At 70.0% G+C, this 18,254-nt stretch carries 16 protein-coding genes; 5 read left to right on the top strand and 11 right to left on the bottom strand.

The genetic code is table 11. The features are described from left to right. Positions 1-30: 30 nt before the first annotated feature. From ACGFY9_RS14910 to ACGFY9_RS14890, 5 genes are read right to left on the bottom strand one after another with little or no spacing between them, the layout of a single operon-like run. Entirely contained in the window at positions 31-963 is a 933-nt protein-coding gene (locus ACGFY9_RS14910; RefSeq protein WP_393754144.1) for an ROK family protein, read from the bottom strand. Next, positions 960-2,618 carry a dipeptide ABC transporter ATP-binding protein gene (locus tag ACGFY9_RS14905; protein ID WP_393754143.1) on the bottom strand — a complete coding sequence of 553 codons (1,659 nt, stop codon included), beginning with the start codon at positions 2,616-2,618 and terminating at the stop codon, positions 960-962. Before ACGFY9_RS14905 ends, ACGFY9_RS14910 begins: the two co-directional genes overlap by 4 nt. Beyond that, positions 2,615-3,493 carry an ABC transporter permease gene (locus ACGFY9_RS14900; protein WP_393754141.1) on the bottom strand — a complete coding sequence of 293 codons (879 nt, stop codon included), beginning with the start codon at positions 3,491-3,493 and terminating at the stop codon, positions 2,615-2,617. The genes ACGFY9_RS14905 and ACGFY9_RS14900 overlap by 4 nt, the downstream gene beginning before the upstream one ends. After that, positions 3,490-4,449, bottom strand: a complete 960-nt coding sequence (locus tag ACGFY9_RS14895; protein ID WP_393754139.1) for an ABC transporter permease — start codon at positions 4,447-4,449, stop codon at positions 3,490-3,492. The genes ACGFY9_RS14900 and ACGFY9_RS14895 overlap by 4 nt, the downstream gene beginning before the upstream one ends. A gap of 3 nt (positions 4,450-4,452) precedes the next feature. Then, entirely contained in the window at positions 4,453-6,210 is a 1,758-nt protein-coding gene (locus ACGFY9_RS14890) for a peptide ABC transporter substrate-binding protein (RefSeq protein WP_393754137.1), read from the bottom strand. A 180-nt stretch (positions 6,211-6,390) separates the two neighbouring features. Here ACGFY9_RS14890 and ACGFY9_RS14885 point away from each other — a divergent pair, with 180 nt between their 5' ends. Both ACGFY9_RS14885 and ACGFY9_RS14880 read left to right on the top strand, forming a co-directional pair. Then, complete coding sequence (locus ACGFY9_RS14885) at positions 6,391-7,590, top strand: ROK family protein (protein WP_393754135.1); 1,200 nt, start codon at positions 6,391-6,393, stop codon at positions 7,588-7,590. A 74-nt stretch (positions 7,591-7,664) separates the two neighbouring features. After that, a complete protein-coding gene (locus ACGFY9_RS14880) occupies positions 7,665-9,173 on the top strand; it encodes a M81 family metallopeptidase (protein ID WP_393754133.1) in 1,509 nt (502 codons plus the stop codon). Here ACGFY9_RS14880 and ACGFY9_RS14875 read toward each other — a convergent pair. The 6 genes from ACGFY9_RS14875 to ACGFY9_RS14850 all read right to left on the bottom strand — a co-directional run bounded on the left by ACGFY9_RS14875 (position 9,154) and on the right by ACGFY9_RS14850 (position 14,842). Further along, positions 9,154-9,771 (bottom strand): ATP/GTP-binding protein, encoded by a 618-nt coding sequence (locus ACGFY9_RS14875; RefSeq protein ID WP_019062797.1) that lies wholly within the window; start codon positions 9,769-9,771, stop codon positions 9,154-9,156. The two genes, ACGFY9_RS14880 and ACGFY9_RS14875, sit on opposite strands and share 20 nt — an antisense overlap. Beyond that, a complete protein-coding gene (locus tag ACGFY9_RS14870) occupies positions 9,758-10,117 on the bottom strand; it encodes a DUF742 domain-containing protein (protein ID WP_393754131.1) in 360 nt (119 codons plus the stop codon). The genes ACGFY9_RS14875 and ACGFY9_RS14870 overlap by 14 nt, the downstream gene beginning before the upstream one ends. 1 nt (position 10,118) lies before the next feature. Continuing rightward, on the bottom strand, positions 10,119-10,550 hold the full coding sequence (locus ACGFY9_RS14865; protein WP_019071426.1) for a roadblock/LC7 domain-containing protein: 432 nt from the start codon (positions 10,548-10,550) through the stop codon (positions 10,119-10,121). An 11-nt stretch (positions 10,551-10,561) separates the two neighbouring features. Next, positions 10,562-12,952: a nitrate- and nitrite sensing domain-containing protein gene (locus ACGFY9_RS14860; RefSeq protein WP_393754129.1), complete on the bottom strand. Its 2,391-nt coding sequence runs from the start codon at positions 12,950-12,952 to the stop codon at positions 10,562-10,564. 39 nt (positions 12,953-12,991) lie between these two features. Beyond that, on the bottom strand, positions 12,992-14,005 hold the full coding sequence (locus tag ACGFY9_RS14855; RefSeq protein ID WP_393754127.1) for a substrate-binding domain-containing protein: 1,014 nt from the start codon (positions 14,003-14,005) through the stop codon (positions 12,992-12,994). 381 nt (positions 14,006-14,386) lie between these two features. Continuing rightward, entirely contained in the window at positions 14,387-14,842 is a 456-nt protein-coding gene (locus tag ACGFY9_RS14850; protein WP_019062789.1) for a tellurite resistance TerB family protein, read from the bottom strand. 147 nt (positions 14,843-14,989) lie between these two features. On the opposite strand from ACGFY9_RS14850, the gene ACGFY9_RS14845 reads away from it, so the two are divergent. From ACGFY9_RS14845 to tatA, 3 genes are read left to right on the top strand one after another with little or no spacing between them, the layout of a single operon-like run. After that, complete coding sequence (locus ACGFY9_RS14845; RefSeq protein ID WP_366493107.1) at positions 14,990-15,346, top strand: metalloregulator ArsR/SmtB family transcription factor; 357 nt, start codon at positions 14,990-14,992, stop codon at positions 15,344-15,346. Continuing rightward, on the top strand, positions 15,336-17,813 hold the full coding sequence (locus ACGFY9_RS14840) for an HAD-IC family P-type ATPase (RefSeq protein ID WP_393754124.1): 2,478 nt from the start codon (positions 15,336-15,338) through the stop codon (positions 17,811-17,813). Before ACGFY9_RS14845 ends, ACGFY9_RS14840 begins: the two co-directional genes overlap by 11 nt. A gap of 34 nt (positions 17,814-17,847) precedes the next feature. Further along, entirely contained in the window at positions 17,848-18,102 is a 255-nt protein-coding gene (gene tatA, locus ACGFY9_RS14835; RefSeq protein WP_393754493.1) for a Sec-independent protein translocase subunit TatA, read from the top strand. The last annotated feature ends 152 nt before the right edge of the window (positions 18,103-18,254 follow it).

Raw genomic sequence — 18,254 nt, 5'->3', positions numbered from 1 at the left:
CCTGTGTGGATCAGCACCCCCTACGGCACCTCACACACCCGCACCCACACCGAGTTCCGCCCGCGCCCGGGCCGCCGCCCCGACCGCCACCGCGTCCCCGCCCAGCCGCGCCGGCAGCACCCGCACCGGGTGACCGCTCACCGGCGGCTCCAGCGCCAACGTCTCCTGCACGGCCGACTCGAGAAGTGCCCACGACCGGCTGACACCCCCGCCGATCACACACGTCGTGACATCCAGCAGCCCCGCCGTGATCAGCAGCGCACGGGCGACACCGCGCCCCACCGCCGCGTACACCTCCCACGCGTCCGGATCGCCCGACCGGGCCGCCTCGGCGACCTCACGGGCCGTGAGCGCACGCCCCGTCCGCTCCCCGTACCGCGCCGCGATCGACCGCCCCGACGCCAGCGTCTCCAGGTGCCCTCTTCCCCCGCACGTGCACGGCAGTTCACCGAACCCGGGCACGTGGCCGATCTCGCCCGCCGCCCCGCGCGGCCCGTCGTAAAGGGCGCCATTCAGCCAGAGCGCGCCACCCACCCCCGTGCCGAGCGTCATCCCGAGCACGTTTTCCTCGCCGACGACCGCACCCTTCGCGACCTCCCCGCGCAGAAACGCGTTCACGTCGTTGTCGAGGAACGCCGGTACACCGAGGGCCTGTTGGACGGTCGCCGTCACCTCGAACCCCGCCCAGTCGCGGAAGGAGTCGCTCGCCACGAGGATCCGCCCGGCCCGCACATCCACGAGCCCGGCCGCGCCGACCCCGACCCCGAGCAACCGGGCGGGCGTACGGTCCAGCAGCAGCCGTAGCGCGGAGAGCGCGGCACCGACCATCGCCGCCCCGCCCTCACTCGCGGGTGTCGGGACCTCCGTCCGGTCCAGGACGTCGAGTTCGGCCGTGCACAGCACGACCTGGGTGGTCGTCCCGCCGATGTCGACGCCGACGACCACCCCCGGGGAGTCCGTCACGCGCCGACCCCTGTCCCCAACGCCAACCGACGTTCCCTGCGCTCCCGTTGGAGCACCGGATCGGGCACGGGCACGGCGGCGATGAGCCGGCGCGTGTACTCCGTCTCCGGGTGCAGCAACGTGCTCATGGTCGGCCCCTGTTCCTCGACCCGCCCGCCCCGCATCACGACCACGCGCCCGGCGAACTGCTGCACCACGGCTAGGTCGTGCGAGACGAAGAGACAAGCGAACCCGAGCTCTCCCTGCAACTCGGCGATCACGTCCAGCACGGTCTGCTGCACACTCACGTCCAGCGCGCTCGTCGGCTCGTCCGCGACCAGCAACCGCGGTTCGAGGACCAGCGCCCGGGCGAGACTCACCCGCTGCCGCTGCCCACCGGACAGCTCACGCGGCCCGCGCCGCGCCAACTCCCGGGGCAGCCGCACCAGTTCGAGCACCTCCGCAACCCGCTCGCGCCGTTCGGCGGCACCCATCCCACGCCGGTGCACCCGCAACGGCTCGGCCACGCACTCCGCGACACTCATCCGCGCGTCCAACGAGGCCACCGGATCCTGCAACACCACACCGACCCCGGCCAGCAGCGCCCGCCGAGCCCGCCCCCGCGCCCTGCGCAGATCGGCCCCGAAGAGTGAAACACTCCCCGACTCCGGCGAGACCAGCCCAAGAGCCACCCGGGCGGCGGTCGACTTCCCGGACCCGGACTCACCGACAAGCCCCACGGTCTCGCCCGCCCGCACGGTGAGCGACACCTCCTCCAGCGCCCGCACGGCACGCGGCCCACGCCCGAACTGGACGGAAACATCCCGCAGTTCGACCACAGGAGCGGCCGTCTCGACCTGCTCGCGTACGGCAGCACCCACCCCCTCGCTCACCGCGAGCCGAGGCACAGCGGCCAACAACCGCCGCGTGTACTCATGAGTGGGCCGCAACAGCACGTCCTCCACCGCCCCGGTCTCCACGACCTCCCCCTCCAGCATCACGGCGACCCGATCGGCGAAGTCGGCGACGACCCCCATGTTGTGCGTGACCAGCAGCACCCCGGTCCCGGAGTCGGCGGCCAACGCCCGCAGCAGATCCAGGATTTCGGCCTGCACGGTGACGTCCAGCGCGGTGGTCGGCTCATCGGCGACCAGCAACCCGGGCGAGTTGGCGATGGCCATCGCTATCACGACCCGCTGCCGCTGCCCACCGGACAACTGGAACGGAAAGGCGGAGGCCCGCCGTTCAGGCTCGGGAATCCCAACCCTTCCCAGCAACGCGACAGCTTCAGCGGCCGCCTCCTGCCGGGAGACGTCCCGGTGATTCCGTACAACTTCCGCTATCTGCTTACCAATTCGGGTCAGCGGATCCAGCGCGGTGGCCGGCTCCTGGAACACCATCGAAGCCGTACGCCCCCGCAGCCGCGCGAGTTCGGCCTCACCGGCCCCCACGACATCCGTACCGCCGACCGAAACGCCCCCGGACGCACGGGCGTTGCCGGGCAACAACCCAAGAGCGGCGAGCGCGACGGTCGACTTCCCGGACCCGGACTCACCGACGAGGGCAAGAGTCTCACCGGGCTCCACCCGCAACGACACCCCACGCACGGCCGGCACATCACCGCTCTCGGTGGAAAAGACGACGCCCAGATTGTCTATCTCCAGGATGCTGTTCATCCCCGTCCCCTCACGTCGAACGCGTCGCGCAGCCCGTCGCCGACCGCGTTGAACGCGCACACGACGAGGATGATCGCGAGACCCGGCGGCACGATCAGCCACCAGCGTCCCGAGTAGGCGGCCGTCAGCCCGGCCGACAGCATGCCGCCCCAGTCGGTCGACGGCGGCTGGACTCCCAGTCCCAGATAGGACACATAGGCGACGAGCAGAATCGCGTCGGCGACCTGGAAAGTGGCCGCGACGACGATCGTCGACACCGAGTTGGGCAGGATGTGCCGCGTGATGGCCCGGCTGTGCGAACCACCGATGGCCCGCAGGGTCAGCACATAGTCCCGGCTCTTCAAGGTCAACGTCTCCGCCCGAACCAGCCGCGAAGGCACGAGCCAGGACACCAACCCGAGAATCACGATCAGCCCAGGCACGCCAGGCGTGGTGATGGCGGACACGACCAGCAGGATGAACAGCGCGGGAATGGCGATCCCGGCATCGACAACCCGCATCATCACGGCATCGACCCACCCACCCGCATACCCGGCGACCGCCCCCCAGACCGTCCCGATGACGGTGGCGAGAACGCCGGCGGCAAGCCCGACAAGCAGCGAGACCTTCCCGCCGTACATAAGCCGCCCCAACTCGTCATGCCCGACAGCGTCGGTACCGAGCCAATGCGCCCCGTTGGGCCGGAGATTGACCTGCGTGAGGTCGGTGTGGATCTGATCGGTGGAGTAAAGGAGCGGCCCCACGAAGCAGAAGAGAAGAAAGAGGGCAACGACGACGAGTCCGGCAACCGCGAGTCTATTGCGCGCGAAGCGCGCTACTAGGGGCGCGGGGAACTGCGCGACCAGCCCCGACCGACCGGCACTTTGAACACTCACGCCCGGCCCCCTTTGACCCGAGGATCAACAACCCTCTGAACGACATCCGCGAGCAGTGTCCCCACCACAGTCGCGACGGATATGACGAGCACGCACCCGAGCAGCACCGGATAGTCCGAAGACTGAGCCGCACTCCAGAACAACAGCCCCATCCCGGGGTAGTTGAAGAGCTGCTCAACAACCAGCGCACCCCCGAACAGCACCGGCACGTAGTACCCCAGCATCGCGATCACCGGCGTCAACGAGTTCCGGAACACGTGCTTGAAGAGAATCGCCCGCTGCCGCGAACCCCCCGCCCGAGCCGTACGGACATAGTCCTCGGACAGGTTCTCCAACGTCGCAGCCCGCATATACCGACTGAACACAGCAACCATCGAGGCCGCCCCGGTCACCACAGGCAGCACCAACGCCACAGGATCCGCGAAGACCTGAGCCACCGTGTCCCCCTGCGGCGCCTGCGAGGGAAACCACCGCACCATCTGCGTGAAGACCAGCACCAGCACAAGTCCCAGGAAATACACGGGAGTCGAGTACGCCACGAAGCTCAAGGCCGTAATGACATAGTCGGCCGGCTTGTTCCGCCGAACCGCCTGCCACATGCCCAGCGGAATCGCGAGCGCCAGCCCGAGAACGGCAGACAGAACGGTCAACACCAGTGTCTTTGGCAGCCGTTGCTCGATGAGCCGGGACACCGCCTCATTCAGCGTGTACGACGTCCCGAGGTCCCCGTGCAGCAACTGCCGCAGGTAGTACAGGTACTGCACGGGCAGCGGCCGGTCGAGCCCCTGGTCGTGGTTGAACAACGTGACCTGTTGAGGCGTTGCCTGCGGGCCGAGGATCCCGCGCGCGGGACCCCCGGGCAGCGCGTGCAGCAGACCGAACACCACGACTGTCACGATGAGGATCACGACCAGCGCCTGGGCGATCCGCCGGGTCAGATACAGGAGGGTGTCCATACCTCAGCTGGTCCACTTCCACTGTGCCGGGTGGAAGTTGGCGAGCGGGTCCTGGGTGAAGCCGCCGAGGCCGTTCTTGACGACCGAGATCTGGTAGTCCGGCTCGGGCAGCCAGATCACCGGCAGATCCTTGGCGAGGGCCGCGCTGTAGTCCTGGATCTCCTGCGTCGAACTCGACGTCGTGGACGAGGAGATGAGCTTGTCGACGTCCGCGTTGGAGTAGTTCCCGAAGTTCGCGCCGCCCTTCGTCTGGAAGAGCGAGTCACCGGTCGGGAAGGCCGGGAAGTACCAGCTGCCCGCCGTACCGAAGAAGGACAGCTGCCACTTGCAGATCGACTGCGAGGCCGTGCACTGCGGGGTCTGCGACAGCACGGAGTTGACGGGCGCGGTCTTGATGGAGAACTTGATGCCGGTCTTCGCGAGCGAGGACTGGATCGCGCTCATCATGTTGTCGGTCACCGTCGAACCGGACTGCGACAGCACCTGCATCTGGAACTTCGTCCCCTTGGCGACCCCGTCACCGCACTGGGCGGCACCGGTGCCCGGGCTGATGCAGGTCATGACCCCGCCCTGCTCGCTCCAACCATGGCCGCTGAGCAGGGACTTGGCGGCCGAGGTCGAGAACGGGTAGGGGTCGCTCTTCTGCGTCGCCGACAGGAACGACGAACTCTGCGCCTGCGGGATGGGCCCGTATCCCGGCACCGCCGTGCCGTTGAAGATGACCTTCGCCAGCGAGCTCTGGTCGATCGACCGCTGCACCGCCTGCCGGGCGTAGAGCTGCTTGAACACGGCACCCATGGAAGGGTTGTTGAAGTTGTACGGCATGTAGGTGATCGCCCAGCCCGACCACGGCTTCACCGTGTAGCCCTGCGCGGTGAAACTCGCCTTCTGGTCGAGGTCGGTCGCCTCGATGTAGCCGTAGTCGACGCTCCCGGACCGCAGCGCGTTCTTCTCGGCGTCGGCCGTCGTGAACGGAAGGAGGTTCACGGTGGGGATGCCGGGCTTCTCGCCGCCGTCGTACTTCGCGTTGGCGGTCAGGACGACCTTGCCGGCCGTGGAGAAGGACTTGACGGCGTAGGGGCCGCTGGTCGTCTTCCACAGGGCGTTCGTCGCGTAACCGCTGATGTTCTTGGCCGCGTTGTTGAGGTACGTCCAGTCCTTCTTGGCGTCCCCGGCCTTGTCCCACACGTGCTGGGGGAGCGGCGTGATGGAACTCAGCTCATTGGCCAGCATCCACTGCGGGTTGTAGGCCTTGTCGAACGTGATCGTGAAGTGACTGGTGTCCACGGTCTTGAAGGACGTCCAGTTGTCCGGCGCCTTGCCCGGGTTGTAGCCCGCCCACTGCGCCTTGTTCGCCTTGATGAGGTCGAACCAGAACTTCACGTCGGCGGAGGTGATCGGCTTCCCGTCGCTCCAGTGCCGGTCGCCGAGGGTGATCGTGACGCTCTTGTTGTCGGCCGCGAAGTCGGCGGCGGTCGCCACCGAGCCCTTCTTGTTCCAGCCCATGGTCCCGGTCGAGCCGTCGTAGGCGATGAGCGGCTCCCACAGCGAGTTCGCGATGGAGATGTTGTTGGTGTTGAGGTGGGCCGCCGTGCCGATCGGCAGGATCCAGTTCGGGGTGAAGTTCGCGGGCAGCGCGTAGTTGATCGAGTCGTGCGACCCGGACGACGACGTGCCGCTCGACCCGGAACAGCCCGTGAGCAGCAGCGAGGCCGTGGTCAGGGAGGCACCGGTGAGGAGTCTCAGGCGAACAGGGGACATGGTTCTCCTCGGAAAAAGAGGGGCGGAGGCCGGAGTGAGGACAGTCAACGACCCCTGGTGTCGAAGAAACAGGCGTCTCGCTGTAAAAAGCCTGTTTCTGCTGTTCTGAAAAAAGCGGAGAGGGTGTCCGAGTGGCTTACGCTCATCGCCCCGATCGCCGATCCGGAAGTAACTTCCTCTATGCCTGAAAAAAGTGCGCACCGCCGGAAGAGCGCCTCGGGCGTCTCCTCACTGGCCGAGCACGTCCTCGAACTCCTCGCCTCCGGGCAGGCCGCCACCCGCACCGAACTCGCCGAACTGCTCGGCGCCGCGCCTTCGACGATCTCCCTCGCGGTGGGCCAGCTGGTGTCCCTGGGCCTGGTCGCCGAGCACGGCACGCGCTCCTCCACCGGCGGCCGCCCGCGCAAGGTGCTGCGGCTGGGCGGCAGCGACGGGTTCGCGGTCGCGGCGGAGCTCGGCGGCAAGCATGCGCACGTAGGGGTTGTACTCCCCGGCGGCGGCCTCACGGACGTATCGACCGTGCCATTCCCCACGGCGGACGGCCCCGAGGCCGCGCTGCCAGGCCTCGCCGAGACACTCACCGCACTCGCCGACCGGCACGGACGCGAACGACTCCGGGGCGTGGGCCTGTGCCTGCCCGGCCCGGTCGACATCGCTTCCGGGACCGTCACGCTGCCCGCCCGCATGCCCGGCTGGAACAAGTTCCCCATCCGCGACTGGCTCGCCGAACGCTTCGAGGTACCGGCCGCCGTCGAGAACGACGCCAACTGCATGGCCGTGGGCGAGCACACCGTCCAGCCCGCCGAGCGCCGCCAGTCGATCATGGTCAAGGTGGGCACCGGGATCGGCGCCGGTGTCATCGCCGACGGCCGCCTCTACCGCGGCGGCACCGGCGCCGCCGGCGAGATCACCCACGTCCGCGTCGAGGCCGCCCAGGACACCCCCTGCTCCTGCGGCAACACCGGCTGCCTGGAGACCGTCGCCTCCGGCGCCGCCCTCGTTCGCATCCTGCACGGCCACGGCCTCGCCGTGACATCCACCGAGGACGTCGTACAACTCGCCACCGACGCCCACCCCGAGGCCACCCGCGCCGTCCGCCAGGCCGGCCGCTACCTGGGCCAGGTCCTGGCCGCCAACGTCAACTTCTTCAACCCCGACGCCGTGTACCTGGGCGGCATCCTCTCCACCCTGGAACCCTTCGTAGCAGCAGTCCGCAGCCAGCTCTACGAGGGCTGCCACCCCCTGGTCACGGAACACCTGGCAATCGAACGCGCGAGCCTGGGCGCGGACGCGGGGCTGGTGGGCGCAGGCCAGTTCGCGTTGCAACGGGCCCTGGCGCAAGCACTCCAGACGGTCACTGATCAATCCGGGGCGAGGTGACACCCCCAGGGGCGCGGGGAACTGCGCGACCAGCCACAACGAGCCCGCAGACGACATACGACCTGGAGCCCCCCGTGCCTTCTTCCCGTCCCGTAATCGCCATCGCAGGCCTAGGCATCGAGTCCTCAACCTTCTCCCCGGCCCGCACAGAAGCCCCGGCCTTCCACCCCCAACGAGGCCCCCAAGTCCTCACCCGCTACCCCTTCCTGGCCCCCGGCACCCCGCTCAGGGAAGCCGCAGACTGGCAGGGCGCCCTGGTCGGCAAGGCCCTCCCCGGCGGCACGGTAACCGCAGCCGCATACGCCGAACTGACCGACGAACTCATAACCCGCCTAAGCGAGTTGGGCCCCCTGGACGGCCTCTGGTACGACATCCACGGCGCGATGACAGTAGAGGGCACAGACGACGCCGAGGCCCAACTCCTCGCCCGCATCCGGGAAACCATCGGCCCGGACACCCTCGTATCGACCTCAATGGACCTGCACGGCAACGTCTCCCGCGAACTCGTCCACGCCAGCGACCTGATCACCTGCTACCGCATGGCCCCCCACGAGGACGCCATGGACACCAAGGAACGCGCCGCCCGCAACCTCGTAGACCTCTTGGCTAGCGGCACACCCCGCCCGGTCAAGGCCTGGATCCCGGTCCCGGTACTGCTCGCAGGCGAACAGACCTCCACCCGTATCGAACCGGCGAAGAGCGTGTACGCGGCGGTAGAACAGATCGAGGCAAGAGAGGGAGTCACCGACGCGGCGATCTGGGTCGGCTACGCCTGGGCGGACGAGCCCCGCAACCGCGCCGCGGTCGTCGTCACAGGCCCGTCAGCTCCCCAAGTCACCGCAGGTGCCGAACAGTTGGCCCGCAGCTTCTGGGAGGCAAGGCACGACTTCGAGTTCGTCGCCCCGACCGGAACCCTGGACGAGTGCCTGGACGAGGCCCTGTCCTCCACCGAACGCCCGTACTTCATCAGCGACACCGGCGACAACCCGACCGCGGGCGGCGCCGGAGACGTCACCTGGGGCCTCCAACAGGTCCTGGAACGCCCGGAGTTCAAAGACCAGGACGGGCCCACGGTCATCTACGCATCGCTGCCCGGACCGTCCGCCGTAGCCACAGCCGTAGAAGCGGGCGTGGGCGCCACCGTCACCGTCACGGCGGGCGCCGAGGTCGACGACCGCCACGCGGGCCCGCTCACCCTCACCGGGGTCGTGCACTCGATCCGGCACGGCGACCGGGACGCGGAGACCGAGGTCGTCCTCAGGGTCGGCAGCGTGTACGTGATCCTGACCCGGCTGCGGAAGCCGTACCACCACGAACACGACTTCACCGAACTGGAGTTGGACCCGCGCTCCGCCGATCTCGTGCTCGTCAAGATCGGCTATCTCGAACCCGAACTCTTCGCCATGGCCGCCGACTGGAAGATGGCACTCACCCCGGGCGGGGTCGACCAGGACCTCGTCCGGCTCGGGCATCACCGCATCCGGCGGCCCATGTTCCCCTTCGACCGGGACATGTCCGACCCGGACCTCACGGCCCGGGTCATCGGCCCCTCGGACGAGCCGCTCAGCGGGGCGGACGAGTGAGTTTGCCGCCCCCGCCGTCCTCGATGGCGGCGGCGATCAACTGGTCGAGCAGCGCGATCAGTACATTCCGGCACGAGTCGCGCTCACGGGCGTCACAGAGCAGCACGCGGACGTCCTCCGGGAGGGCCAGCGCCTCGCGCACCGCCTCCGCGGGATACGGGTGTTCGCCGTAGAAGCCGTTCACGCCCACCACGAACGGGATACCACGGCGTTCGAAGAAGTCGACGGCCGCGAAGCTGGACTTCGGGCGGCGGACGTCGATCAGGACCACCGCGCCGAGCGCGCCGAGGGCCAGGTCGTTCCACATGAACCAGAAGCGCTGCTGGCCCGGGGTGCCGAACAGGTAGAGCACCAGGTCCTGGCCGATGGTGATGCGGCCGAAGTCCAGGGCCACGGTGGTGGCCCGCTTCTCCTCGATGCCGTCGAGGTCGTCGACGGCGAGGCCCGCCACGGTCAGCGGTTCCTCGGTGCGCAGCGGCGCGATCTCGCTCACCGAACCGACCATGGTGGTCTTGCCGACGCCGAAGCCCCCCGCGATCAGGATCTTGACCGTCTCGGGCGGCGCGGGTGCCGGAGCGATGGTGTCAGAGCCGGCCAAGGCCCTCCCTCACTTTCTGCAGCAGGTCCAGGTCCGGGCTGGTACGTGAGACCGGGTGCGGCGGCCGGGCCGTGATCAGGCCAGCCTCCAGCAGATCGCAGAGCATGATCACTACCACGCTCACCGGAAGGTCGACAAGAGCGGCGACCTCCGCCACCGCCAGCGGCTCGGCGCACAGCCGCAGGATGCGGGACTGTTCCGGCTGCGGCCGGGGCGCCCGCGCGGGCGCCGGATCGACCGCGGTCACCGTGGTGATGAGGGTGAAATCGGCGCGGCTGGGCCGGGTTCTGCCACCGGTCAGCGTGAACGGCCGTACGAGCCGCCCCGCCGCGTCGCCACCGCTCACCTCACTCGCCGGAGCCGGCCGCGGGGCCGACGTTGGCCCGCGGCGCGGCGCTGAGATGCTCGCCTATCTTCTTCACCAGCATGTTCATCTGGTACGCCACGACCCCGACGTCCGCGCCCGGACCGGTCAGGACGACCAGATGGGCGCCGGGGCCCGCCGAGGTGAGGATCAGATAGCTGTTCGCCATCTCGATCAGCGCCTGGCGCACCGGACCGCCCCGGAAGTCCATGCTGACCCCCTTGCTGAGGCTCATCAGCCCGGACGCGGTGGCCGCGAGCCGCTCGGCGTCGTCGCGCAGGAACCCGGTGGACTTGCTGACGACCAGGCCGTCCTCGGACAGCACGACGGCCTGGTTCACCTCGGCCACCCGGTCCACGAGTCCGGTGAGCAACTGGTCGAGCTGGGTGTGCGTGGCGGGGACGGGTCGTGTCATGGCGGAGTCCTTCATGAGCGGTCGGCGGGCGGATTGGGGGAGGCTGCTGCTTCCTCCCGGTCGTACTGCGACGGCGCGACGTCGTCGATGGAGTCTCGCGCCTGGAACGTGCCACGCTGGAACCCGGCCAGCGAGGAGGCCGCACGCTCCGCGGTGAAGTCTTCCAGCTCCAGGTCCTCCTCGGCCGCCACGGCCTCCTCCCGCAACTCACTTGCCAGACTGGTCTGCGGCACCCGCCGCGGCAATGGGGTGAGCCCACCCGGATCGGCGGCGCCGGAGGGCTCGGGCGAGCGCGCCGGGGGGATCACGGGACGGACCTTGGGAGCGGGCCCCGACGCCTCAACTGCCCGATCGGCCAAGGTCGTCGACCCGGGGACGGCCGCCTGCTCCGCCTTCTCCGCTACGACGGCCTCCGCGTCGGCGGCTCGTACGGCGCCCCGAGGGGACTCCTCGGGTGCCTCGGGTACGACGATCTCGTGCGGGATGAGCACGATCGCGGTCGTGCCGCCGTACGGCGAGGAGCGCAGGGTCACCGCGATGCCGTGCCGGACGGCGAGCCGGGCGATCACGAACATGCCGAGCCGGAGGTCGTCGGCGAGGGCGACCACGTCGAACTGCGGTGCCACCGCCAGCTGTTCGTTGAGCGAGGCGTAGTCCTCCTCGGACATGCCGAGCCCGCGGTCCTCGACCTCGATGACGAGTCCCTTGGCGACCATCGCGGCCCGCACCCCGACGGGGCTCGGCGCGGGGGAGTACACGGTCGCGTTGTCGATCAGCTCGGCCAGCAGATGGATCACGTCCGCGACCGCGGGCGGCGCGAGGCACACCTCCTCCTCGGTGTGCACCTCCACCCGCTGGTACTGGGCGACTTCACCGACGGCGCTGCGCAGGATGTCGATCAGGGCGACCGGTTCGGTCCAGCTGCGGCGGGGCTGCTCGCCGCTGATGACGACGAGGTTCTCCTCGTAGCGGCGCAACTGGCTTGCGGTGGAGTCCAGTTCGTACAGGCCGCGCAGGACCTCGGGGTCGTCGTGCCGGCGCTCCAGCTGGTCGAGCTTGGTGAGCTGGAGGTTGACCAGGTTCTGGCTCTGCCGGGCGATGCCGAGGATGACCTTCTGGAAACCCCTGCGGGTGTCGGCGAGTTCGACTGCGGTGTGCACGGCGGTGCGCTGCGCGGTGTTGAACGCCTGGGCCACCTGGCCGAGTTCGTCGTTGCCGTAGTCCAGGGGCGGGGTCGCCGACTCCACGTCGATCTTCTCGCCCCGGTTCAACCGGGCCACCACGTCGGGCAGTCGGTCCTCGGCGAGGCCCAGGGTGGCGATCTTCAGGCCGCGCAGCCGACGGGACAGGGAGCGGGTGATCCGCCAGGACATGCCGACGCACAGCAGCAGGGCGCCGAGTCCGCCCGCGCTCAGCAGGGCGGCGGTGACGAGCAGGTTGTGCGCCTTGTGAGAGCTGCGGTCGAGGAGTGCGGACGTCTGCTGCCGGATCAACACCTCGTACTCGTCGGCGACTTGGGTCAGTGCCGCGTTCCACTGCTTCTGCTCGGCGGGCAGGGCGATCCGGCCGGCCGAGCCGTCGTCCGGCACCGCCTTGTCCGCCGTACCGGCCGTGAGCACCGCGTCCTCCGTGGACTCCAGGGTGCTCCACTCGACGCTCTGCAGAATGTGTTCGATCCGCGTCTTGGTGGCGCCCTGGAACCCGGTGGCGATCTGGTCCTCGACCAGCCAGCGCCGGGCGTGCACCAGCTCGGCGAACTGCTCCCACGACTCGTTGTTCACATATCCGGAGTGCCAGGCCAGTGTCAGCTGCGCGTCCTCCTGGGAGACCAGCTCCGCGCCGTGCTCCAGTGCGACGAGCGGCTCCGCCTGCGAGGTGAGGTCGCCGTCGTCGACCTGGGACAGCTCCTGGAACGCCTGGATCTGGTCGTCGATGATCGAGGTGTACTGGTCCAGCACCTGCTGGGCCGTGATGTCGGTGGGTTTGTCCACCTGGCTGCGGTAGTACTCCAGGCTGTCCACCGACGCGACGACCGAGTACATCCGGTCCCTGATCCGGGACGGCGCCTTCTTGATCGCGCCCGACTGGCCCACGAGTTGGGCCACCGCCTTGTCCGTCGCCGTGCGCTGGGCCTCCAGCGCGGCCTGCGAGCCGTGCGGATTCGCCATCCACGCCGCCGAGAGACTGCGCTCCTTCTGGAGCGCGAGCGCGGCCTCGGTGCCCATGGCGCCGGTCGACCTGCTCAACTCGGTCTGCGAGCGCAGCCGTAGCCCCTCCGCGAACATCTGGGTCGTCGTCAGGCCCCACATGGCGGCCAGCGTGACGCTGGGGACCAGGGCGAGCAGGATCAGGGAAAGACGTATGGAACCGACGCGGCGCCGGGCACCTGTCCGTGGAGACATCGTGGTCGTCCTCGCTACATCCTCGTACGAAGTGTCCGGTCAGCGCGTTCCGTTGGCCGCGAACTTCGCGACCGCGCCGACGTTCGTCTTCGTCACGAACGCCGGGCCGGTGAGCACGGGAGCCGCCCCGCCGCCACTGATGTTGCCGTTGGTCTTGTAGAGCCACAACGCGTCCACGGCCAGATAGCCCTGCAGATAAGGCTGTTGATCGACAGCGAACTGTATGGCCCCGCTCTGCACGGCCTTGACCAGGTCCTGGTTGAGGTCGAAGGTCGCGACCTCGGCCTTGCTGCCCGCCGCCTTCACGGACTTGACCGCGGCCAGCGCGAACTGGGCGCCCATCATGACCACTTCGTCGATGCTGGGGTCCTGCTTCAGCCGGTCCGTGACCCCCGCGGACACGGCGTCCATGTCGGTGCCGTCCACGTACAGCATGTCGGTCTCGCCGGTGAACGCCTTCTTCACGCCCGCGCAGCGCGCCTCCAGGGCGACATTGCCCCGCTCGTGGATCACGCACAGGGCGTGCTTGGCCTTGAGGGCGTCCAGTTTCTGGCCGACGGCGCGGCCCGCGACGCTCTCGTCCTGCCCGAAGAACTCCAGGACGCCCTCCGACTGCCAGGAGTCGATACCGGAGTTGAGGCCGACCACGGGAATGTCCGAGGCCCTGGCCTCCTTGATGGGCCCCTTCATCGCGTCCGGCTTGGCGAGCGTCAGCGCGATGCCGTCGACCCCGTCCTTGACCGAGTCCCGCACCAGCTCGGCCTGTCCGGTGGCGTCGGGGTCGCTCGCGTACGTCAGGTCGACGCCGTCCTTGGCAGCGGCGGCCTGGGCGCCCTTCTGCACCAGCAGCCAGAAGGCGTCGCCCTTGCTCGCGTGGGTGACCAGCGCGATCTTGAGCCGGCCCGTGCTCGCGGCACCGGCCGTGTCCTTGCCGGAGTCGGAACCGACGCTCAACGAGCAGCCGGAGAGCAGCAGGGAGCCGGCCACGGCGAGGGTGAGCGCCGTGCCTCGTACGGGACGGAAGGGGGCGTGAGGTGGGGGTGGAGTGGTCATGGGCGGTGCGGCACCTCGCTGTGCGGCCGAGCTGGGGGACGGGGAGGATGCGCCCGGAGCCGTAAGAGGTGCGCCGACCGGGTTACTCCCGTTGGGCCGGAGCCAATCGCGTGTGACCGCTGGTAGTCAAGTGAGCAGCGACATGGAGTGAGTTGTTGGCGCCGCATTGTGATCATCTCGACGTCGTACGGAAGTTGGGCAGTCCGAGGAGGAGGTTACGGGCGGGGGGACGGGTGGTTACGCAGAGGACCTACGCCAAGGACCGCGGCGGATCCTCCCGGAGGGTGCCCGGCCGTGGATGGGCGGGGCGTGGATCGGACCGCGGTCCAGGTCGTCAGGGGTGTTCCAACTCCCGTACGAGGAGGGGGAGTCGGCGGCAGGTCAGAGGTCGAACTCGTGCGGCGGCAGGTCGAGGCTGAAGCACGCCTCGCGGACCACGGCCTGCTCGGTCTTGTCGAAGTCGCCGTCCGCGCCGCCGATCACGATGCCGATCTGGATCACGGCACGCGCCTCGGCGGGCTTCTTCTTCGCCTTCGCGATCTCCTGGAGCACGCTGACCTTGCCGAAGGCGAAGTCGGCCGTCAGCTTGTTCAGGTTCTCGTCGAAACGGCGCTGGAGGTCCATCGCGTCGAAGTTCTGCAGCACCTCGTTGCTCGCGATGAGCTGGGCGACGCGCTGCCGCTCCGACGGGTCGACCGTGCCGTCGGCCGCCGCGACGAGTGCGCACATCGCCATGCTCGCGTCGCGGAACGCGCCGCTCTTCAGGTCGTTCTTCTTCGCCACGAGCTGGGTCTGCATCGTCGACGCGGACTCCTTGAAGCGGTCCCACAGGGCCATGCGAACTCCATATGTAGTAAGTCGTGCGTCAGGTAAGCCGTCGTGCGTCTGCGGCACCGTGGCAACTCCCCGGACCGGGGAGAAGTTCCGGCCGCCTAGACTGGGCGGTTCACGAACGGGACCGGCCAGGGACGGGAGGCGACGACGGTGGCGGCAGCCGGCAGCGGCTTCGAGGACCCGTCCGCCGACGTGCTCGCGGACGCCGCCGCGGCCTTCGGGCTGCTGGCCTCGCCCGCCCGGCTGCACATCGTGTGGGCGCTGGCCCAGGGCGAGAGCGATGTCACCGGGCTCGCGGAGCGGGTCGGCGGCGCGCTGCCCGCGGTCAGCCAGCACCTCACCAAACTGAAGCTCGCCGGCCTGGTCCGGTCCCGCCGCGAGGGCCGCCGCCAGGTGTACTTCGTCGACGACCCCGACGTGGTCGACGTCGTCCGGCTCGCGGTCACCCGCATCGGCGACCGCGCCGGCCGGGCCGATCTCCCCGCCCCCCGACTCCGTGGCCTCTGACACCGCCGCCCACCGGCACACCCCGCTCCAGGTGCTGCGGAGCCTCGACACCGGCCCGCGCGGACTGACCGACCCGGAGGCCGCGGCCCGGCTCGCGGCGACCGGCGAGAACACGGTTCCCGGGCGCCGTACGACCTCCTGGCCCCGCCTGTTCCTGCGCGGCCTGCGCGATCCCTTCACCGCCGTCCTGCTCTGCCTCGGCCTGGTCTCGGCGCTCGTCGCCTCCTGGGACACCGCCGCCGTGATCCTCGCCCTGGTCGCGGTGAGCTGCGCGCTGCGCACGAGCGGGGAGCACCGGGCCGACCGCTCCCTGCACGACCTGCGCGAGCTGGTCGGCTCCACCGCCAGCGTGCTGCGCCGTACGGACGCCGACGCGCCGGTACGGGCCAGGGAGACACCGGTCGCCGAACTGGTGCCGGGCGATGTGATCCGGCTCGGGCCCGGCGACCTCGTCCCCGCCGACGTACGACTGCTGCGCGCGACCGGGCTGACCGTGCACCAGGCCGCCCTCACCGGCGAGTCCGCGCCGGTCGCCAAGGCGGCCGTGGAACTGTCCGGCGGGGCGGACGAGGGCCCCTTCGCGCAGCCGTATCTCTGCTTCCAGGGGAGCGGGGTCGTCTCGGGGAGTGCCACGGCGGTCGTGCTGGCGACGGGGGCGCGGACCCGGTTCGCCGCCGCGCACGAGGGGCCGGTGCGGCGGGAGGCGAGCGCGTTCGACCGTTCCGTGCACGGGATCTCCTGGGTGCTGATCCGGTTCATGCTGCTGACGCCCCCGCTGGTCCTCATGGCCAACGCGGCGCTGCGCGGGCGGGGCCTGGCGACGCTGCCGTTCGCCGTCGCGGTGGCGGTCGGGCTGACGCCCGAGATGCTCCCGGTGATCGTGACGACCTGCCTCGCGCGCGGGGCCGCGCTGCTCGCTCGTACGCACGGCGTCGTCGTCAGGCGGCTCCCCGCGCTGCACGACCTCGGTGCCGTGGACGTCCTCTGCCTCGACAAGACCGGCACGCTCACCCAGGACCGCCCGGTCGTGGAACGCGCCCTCGGCCCCGACGGCGCGCAGGACCCGGACGTCCTGCGCCTGGCCTCCGTAGCCGCGTGGTGGACCCTCCAACTCGCCGAGGCGCCCATGCCGGACGCCCTCGACGAGGCGCTGCTGGAGGCGGCGGGACCGGTGGGGGAGGAGTACGACGGGGTCGGGGCCGTGCCCTTCGATCCGGTACGGCGGCTCGCGACGGCGGTGGTGCGGAGCGAGGCCCTCGGCAGGCACACGCTGATCGTGAAGGGCGCGGTGGAGGACGTACTGGAGCGGTGTGTGCTCGACGAGGCCGAGCGCGAGCGCCTGCTGTCCCTGGCCGAGCGGGAGGCGGAGTCCGGCCTGCGGCTTCTCGCGGTCGCCACCGCCGAACGGCCCGCACGCGCGCGTGGCTACGGCCCGGCGGACGAACGGGGCCTGATCTTCCGGGGGTTGGTGACGTTCCACGACGCGCTGAACCCGGACGCCGGGGAAGCCCTACGGGCCCTGGCCGACCTGGGGATCGGCGTGCGGATCCTCACGGGCGACCATCCGGCGACGGCGGCGCGGGTGTGCCGGGAGCTGGGGCTGGCGCCGGGGGAGGTGCGGGTCGAGGCCCGTCGCACGCCTCAGGACAAGGCCCGCGCGGTCGCCGCCCTGCGCGCGGCCGGACACACGGTCGGCTTCCTCGGGGACGGTCTGAACGACGTGCCCGCGCTGCGCGCCGCCGACGTCGGTATCGCACCGCGCGCCGCCGTGGACGTGGCCCGGGAGGCCGCCGACGTCGTGCTCGCCGGCAAGGACCTCGCCGCGGTCCGGCACGCGGTCACGGCCGGGCGGCACAGCAGCGCGAACATCGCCTCGTATCTGCGGATCACCCTCTCCTCGAACCTCGGCAACGTCATCGCGATGCTCGCGGCGGGCCTGCTGCTGCCGTTCCTGCCGATGCTCCCGGCCCAGGTACTCGCCCAGAACCTCTGCTTCGACGCCGCCCAACTGGCCTTCGCCTACGACCGTCCCGGCGCGGGGGCGCTGCGCCGCCCGACCGTGCTGCGGCCGCGGGCGTTCCTGCGGTTCATCACCGGGTTCGGGGTGCTGAACGCGGTCGCGGACCTGGCGACCTTCGCGGTGCTGGCGCTCGCGCTGCGCGGCCCGGACGCCGTGGACGACGAGGTGCTGTTCCACTCGGCCTGGTTCACGGAGAACCTGCTCACCCAGGCGCTGGTGATGCTGCTCCTGCGGACCAGGGGGCGTACACCGGGTCCCGTGGGGCGGGCCGCCGCCGCGCTGGCCGCCGCAGGAGTGCTCCTGCCCCTGAGCCCGCTGGGCGCGCCGCTGGGCATGACGGGCCTGGCGCTCCCTCACTACGTCCTCCTGGCAGCCGTGCTCGGTGTGTATGCCCTGGCCCTGAGGGGTCTGCGGTCCACCCGAGGGTTGTACAGTTGCGCAACATAGCAACTGTCGTGTGAGGGAAGAGGAGGACGAGGTCATGCTCCGCAACGGACTGGAACCTTGGCACCTGCTGGTCGTGGCGATCGTCGTCATCCTGCTGTTCGGCTCGAAGAAGCTCCCCGAGGCCGCACGCGGACTGGGCAAGTCCATGCGCATCCTCAAGAGCGAGGCGAAGGCGATGAAGGAGGAGAACACCGTGGCGGAGTCGGCATCGGCGCAGCCGACGACCGCGCACGCCGTGGCGGAGTCCCCGGTGGTCGCTTCCACGGAGCCGCCGGCTGCCGCGCACTGACGGATCTTGCGCGGGGAACTGGTACCGGGTCGGCCCCACGGACTCCTTCGGCCCCGAACTCCAGCCCCTCACCGGCGCGTTGGGGTTTCTGCCGCGGTACTCAACCGGCCGCGGAACACGTCGAGCCCCGGCTGTCGCCGGGGCCGATGTGA

Source organism: Streptomyces sp. NPDC048504 (assembly GCF_043200035.1).
Taxonomy (GTDB): domain Bacteria; phylum Actinomycetota; class Actinomycetes; order Streptomycetales; family Streptomycetaceae; genus Streptomyces.
This window is presented reverse-complemented; position numbering and strand designations above follow the sequence as displayed.

Coding starts and splice junctions, on each gene's coding strand:
- ACGFY9_RS14905 (WP_393754143.1), bottom strand. CDS start 2,618: ATGAACAGCATCCTGGAGATAGACAATCTGGGCGTCGTCTTTTCCACC.
- ACGFY9_RS14895 (WP_393754139.1), bottom strand. CDS start 4,449: ATGGACACCCTCCTGTATCTGACCCGGCGGATCGCCCAGGCGCTGGTC.
- ACGFY9_RS14890 (WP_393754137.1), bottom strand. CDS start 6,210: ATGTCCCCTGTTCGCCTGAGACTCCTCACCGGTGCCTCCCTGACCACG.
- ACGFY9_RS14885 (WP_393754135.1), top strand. CDS start 6,391: ATGCCTGAAAAAAGTGCGCACCGCCGGAAGAGCGCCTCGGGCGTCTCC.
- ACGFY9_RS14865 (WP_019071426.1), bottom strand. CDS start 10,550: ATGACACGACCCGTCCCCGCCACGCACACCCAGCTCGACCAGTTGCTC.
- ACGFY9_RS14860 (WP_393754129.1), bottom strand. CDS start 12,952: ATGTCTCCACGGACAGGTGCCCGGCGCCGCGTCGGTTCCATACGTCTT.
- ACGFY9_RS14855 (WP_393754127.1), bottom strand. CDS start 14,005: ATGACCACTCCACCCCCACCTCACGCCCCCTTCCGTCCCGTACGAGGC.
- ACGFY9_RS14850 (WP_019062789.1), bottom strand. CDS start 14,842: ATGGCCCTGTGGGACCGCTTCAAGGAGTCCGCGTCGACGATGCAGACC.
- tatA (WP_393754493.1), top strand. CDS start 17,848: ATGCTCCGCAACGGACTGGAACCTTGGCACCTGCTGGTCGTGGCGATC.